Consider the following 4,799-nt stretch of genomic DNA (forward strand, 5'->3'; position numbering starts at 1 on the left):
GGTTGGTGTGGATCGGTAAAGATAGCCATTGGTGAAGTTGAAGCCATCCACATGGCAACTCTGACAACTCATCCAAAAGTCACCAGTGGTCGGCGTTAGTTTGGAATCATCCGTGTTGCCGCTGTTGAAAAGGGTTTTACCTCGGCGTAGCTTGGCCTCAACCGGATCGCTCTGCACTAGTGGAGCTGGAGCTTGCCCACCCAGAGTGACGCGCGCAAACGGGCCGTCCCCACCTCTCTTCAGCGCTACGAAATCAAGTGTCATTGCGTTTTGCACGAAGATGTCCTGCCCCGAAACGACTAACCCACGCGGATTGTTGCCGGGAATGTGGCGAAAGATCTGCATGACCTTTGCTCCACCTTGGTTCAGTTTGCCCTTGCGGCGCGCTCGGCGCTTCTTCTTGCTGGTCAGGGCTGTTCTGCGTGTCAGATCAAAGACCATCAAGTCTTCGCTTCCAGCCAATGTAACGTAAACTTTTTTACCGTCCTCGGAGAATTCAGCATCATGAGGGTTTGAAACAATGCGAGTGCGATTGTTGGTATCGATAATATTGATTTGCTTGAAGAGGTGCTTGCGGCGCTCAGCAACTTCTTTCTCTTGCCCTTGTTCAAGGCTCAACAATGAGACACTCGGAAACACGGTGGACTGAAACTGGAAAGGATGATCAAAGTTCCAAAGAACGTGTGGCAACCAGGCCTCGCTCTCATCTGGGCTTACTGCAATATCATCCAGAATGCGCGGGACACCCTGCGAAACAGCTTCGTCGTTGTCCTGAGTTTCAACCAAACTGATCGTCTTCAGAAATGTAAGTTTAGCCCCTGAGGTATCCCAAATGGAGACCTTGCCAACCATGGCATGCGTTACGATCAAACGACCATCACTGAGCAAAGCAAGACCACGCGGGGTCTCTTCGCTGTCGATTTCCTGAGTGATGCCTTGTCTCGGATCAACTGCAATGATCTTGTGCGCTTCAAACAATGAAACCCAGAACAGGTTGTTGATCTTGTCATAGATAATGCCAAATGGACGATAGTCAGTCTTGAACTCAGAGAGAACTTTGCTTGTGTTCAGATCAATGAAAACCACACGGTCACCCGTGTAGTCCGTTACACCTGCAATATGCTGTTTTTCATCCAACGCGATGCGGCGTAGCTCACCACCGATCTTGATCTCTTGCAGCACTTTGCTAGAGCTGCGGTCAACAACAGTGACACTGCCTGCATCAAAGTTTGCTGAGATGAGTTTTGTGCCCTCACTACTGAGAACAAGGGAACTACTTTCAACGGCAGCATAGGCTGGCACCATGAGTGCGACCAGCGCCAGAAGAAACGGGAAGATCCAAGCTGCAACCTTAACCATCGAATAGCGCTTGGCATGGTGAAACACCAATAACGAAACCGGCAGAGCTGGAACCAGATGGAGCCAATATGCAACTCGCCCTATCATGTTGCCGCGATTGCCAAAAAACGCGAGATAAATGCCACTGAGAACCAACAATACCAGGGCAATCTCAATCATCTGGCCTGTTCTACGAAGAAACGGGCGTCCGTTCTTCTTGATCAGGTCACGATGAGAAAACCAGAATGGAATAACAAACAATGGAAAGAGGATAAGGGAGACAATGAAATGGATGGCAAGTGAAGGTTGGATGAGCTGCCAAGGAAGGCCAACAACATCCCACAGCATCAACCCACTGATAGTGAGGAAGTAAAGCACAAACTCAGCATGTTTGCTCTTGTAACCGAGACGTTTCCAGAACAATTTTATTGCGCTGGATTGTGCTGGCTTAGGTCCGTTGACCGGTACGCTATTCTTGCTTGCATCATCCATGACTGCGGATCGATTCTTCGTCAGATTATTATGATTGCTGTCTCTATAGCCAAATGCGAATGCCTCGCATTTGACTTAGGTTAACAGGCAGAAGAAGCCGGGATGTTTTACACCCCGGCTGTTTCAAATCGCGGCAAACTACTTATTTTACAGCAAAAACTTTGACCTTACCGGCCATCACCATAGCTGTGCCAGCTTGCACAATTTGCGGAACACCATCTGCATCCGTGTCCAGATCTTCACTGCCAGCTACAACGTTCTCGCCACTGTCTCCCAGCCATTCAGCAAGCTGCATGCCCTCGTTCACATTGCGACCGTTAATGACAGTGCGGAACCAGCTTTCATATCGCTGCGTCAGGCTTGCAAGGTCCAATAAAGGTTCATTCTCGCCTTCATTGTTGCGCAGAATAAGCATTGCACTACGCAGCCCAGCACTGATTGCAGCGGCGGTGTATGGTGTGTGCTCAGTTGGTTGGCCTGGCACAGCAGCATATGTGCCAATCGTCTTGTCATACATCTTCGCTTCAATGGACAGGAACAGCTTACGTGCTGCTTCTTTGTAGCTCTCATCCTTTGTTGCAAGGAATGCCGAGGTTAACCCATGAACAACAGCGAACTGCGTACCAAGGCTTTGCTCCGGGCTCGCGCCTTTACCAGTCTCAAACCCATCAACTGCAAGGCCATTTTCAGAGATCAAATTCTTCAGAATAAAATCTGCCTGCGCTTTAATCAGCTCGAGCGCTCGCTTACCGCGTGCAGTTTCCAGGCTCTCGCCCGCATCAGCGGAGGCATAACCAACGGCCAGTGCATCCTGAGAACGCTGAAAAATGTTCAGGGCCTGAAGAGCATATGCCGCATCATAAGTGGTAACTTTGGAGCCCTGCTTGCCATTATAACGATCAACCAGAGTGCCCGCTTCTTTGTTGAAGTGCAGCGCATCAAGGTTTTTGAAAGTAGCGTTTGTGAGAACACTTGCAGCGGAGAAGACATCATCAGAAGCAATGTCATTCACCAGATCATTGTCTTTGTTTAGGTCAGCAGCTGCAGCAAATGGTGCACCGTCGAACACTGCGATAAAAGCCGGGTTCTGATTTGTGTTTGCAGTACGTTGGTCGCTATATGCGTAAATCTCTGAAAGTGGCCATAGCATCAACCATGTGTCACGCAGAGTGGATGCCCCGTCGATGACCTTCAAAGACCTGATGGCTTTCACGGTGTTCTCGGTCTTTTCATTCACAGCGACCTTGCGCGGGAACCAGATTGGGCCCTGTGCAGGATCATAAGACGCGGTCAGCTTTGCGCCAAGCATCTTACCGTCATAACCAAACTGATCACGTAGTGTTATTAGACGGTCATTGAGCATTTCAGTTAGAATAACGCCGTTGAAACCATCTGCCGTGGATACCCCGAGCGCATGTACACCATCCTGATCCATGACGGAACTTTCGGCCTCAACTTCCAGATCCTCTGCTATTGTGTGCATACCGCCGAGGAAATCCTGTGCCCACATGACATCCTTCAGCATGATGCCTGCCGCAGCTCCGGGATTGAAAGACTTGTCCATGCCTTCCTCTTTCCAGGAGAGCGAAGCATAATCGCGGAAGTACGCTGGAATATCGATTTTTATTGTTTTAGATTTTCCGTGAGCGGTCAGAATATCCGCCTCATCGCTGGAGACGACAGAACTGTCAATTGCCTGACCAAATTCAGGAAACGCTGAGATGTATGGGAAGGTGATCGGATACATGTTGAGCGGAATTTCTTCCACGGGGAAGGCAACAGATCCGGCCAGTTCAATCACGCGCTTACCAAGGCTTTCAAGTGAACCGCCACGCGCTTTGTTTAGTGGACCGTTTACGATATGTGGGCCCATCTTAGACTGATAATTGACCGCATACATAGCCTCCTCAGAGTATTCATAACTCTCAATGCCGGCTGCGTAATCAAAAGCGGTTGGCTGATTGACGAGATTTGGGTCCAGAACATCAAGATCCAGCCCCAGACCTTCCGCTAAAGGTTCGCCAGAAAGCTCAAACTCTGTGTAAGCCAGAAAACCACCCGCTGGATCAAAGGTTTTGTCTAAAACCTCGACTTTAACTTCAGTAGAACCTGCAAGAGCTGCAGAGCTGATTGCCACTGCTGATGCGAATGATAGAAGTGCCGTTTTATTCAACATGCTTAAACTCGGAATCTCTTTTGAGGGGATAGCCCAACATGAGCAAACCTCCCCTATCCCTCTCCAATGCAATAGGATCACCAGGGCAAAACTGGCGCCCTCTCGCAATTGAGAATGATTTGCAATCCGAGAAATAGAAAACAGAACATCTTTCGCAAATGACAAAAGTCAAATATGATTTAAATATTCATGTTTTATAATTATTCAAAAAATCAATATGTTATATGGACTTATGACTACATTACATATCCCAGCCAACTGTGCATTTCACCATTCTCAAAGCCGAAACAATTCGTTAGATCCCAAAGAGTACTGCCTACAAATGATGCAAGGCCACGAGTTGTCCCTGGTGTTGGGTTACTTTGATTTCCATTGAGTAGAGGGTCTGCAGGGCTTTTGTTTCCAGGACATCCTGCGGTGTTCCGTGGATGGCGAGGGTGCCGTCTTTTAGGGCGATGATCTCGTTGGCGTAGGCTCCGGCGTAGTTGATGTCGTGGAGGACGATGACAAATGAGCGTTTGCCTGTGTCTGCTATCTCGCGCAGGCGCTTCATGAGGCTGCGAGCGTAGTACATATCAAGATTGTTAAGAGGTTCATCCAGTAGGAGGTACTTTGTCTCCTGACAAAATGCCATTGCGACCAGTGCTCGTTGTTTTTGGCCGCCGGAGACTTCATCAATGAACCGGTCAGACATAGTTTGCAGATCAAAATGATCCAGAGCTTCATCTACCGCTCTATGATCTTTGGCTGTGGGGCGACCTTTGTGGTGCGGGTAGCGGCCAAATCCAACAAG

The 4,799-nt window shown here is 48.9% G+C and carries 2 protein-coding genes and 1 pseudogene; all 3 read right to left on the reverse strand.

Translation table 11 applies throughout. The features are described from left to right. Positions 1-1,830: pseudogene (locus PPL9_RS33670) on the reverse strand (YncE family protein); the annotation flags it as partial. 142 nt (positions 1,831-1,972) lie between these two features. Then, positions 1,973-4,006: a hypothetical protein gene (locus tag PPL9_RS24310; protein WP_057465138.1), complete on the reverse strand. Its 2,034-nt coding sequence runs from the start codon at positions 4,004-4,006 to the stop codon at positions 1,973-1,975. Between the two features lie 316 nt (positions 4,007-4,322). Then, the coding region (locus PPL9_RS24315; protein ID WP_152986825.1) for an ATP-binding cassette domain-containing protein at positions 4,323-4,799 on the reverse strand (477 nt) is incomplete at its 5' end.

It is taken from the genome of Pseudovibrio sp. POLY-S9, from assembly GCF_001431305.1.
Lineage (GTDB): Bacteria > Pseudomonadota > Alphaproteobacteria > Rhizobiales > Stappiaceae > Pseudovibrio.

Coding starts and splice junctions, on each gene's coding strand:
- PPL9_RS24310 (WP_057465138.1), bottom strand. CDS start 4,006: ATGTTGAATAAAACGGCACTTCTATCATTCGCATCAGCAGTGGCAATC.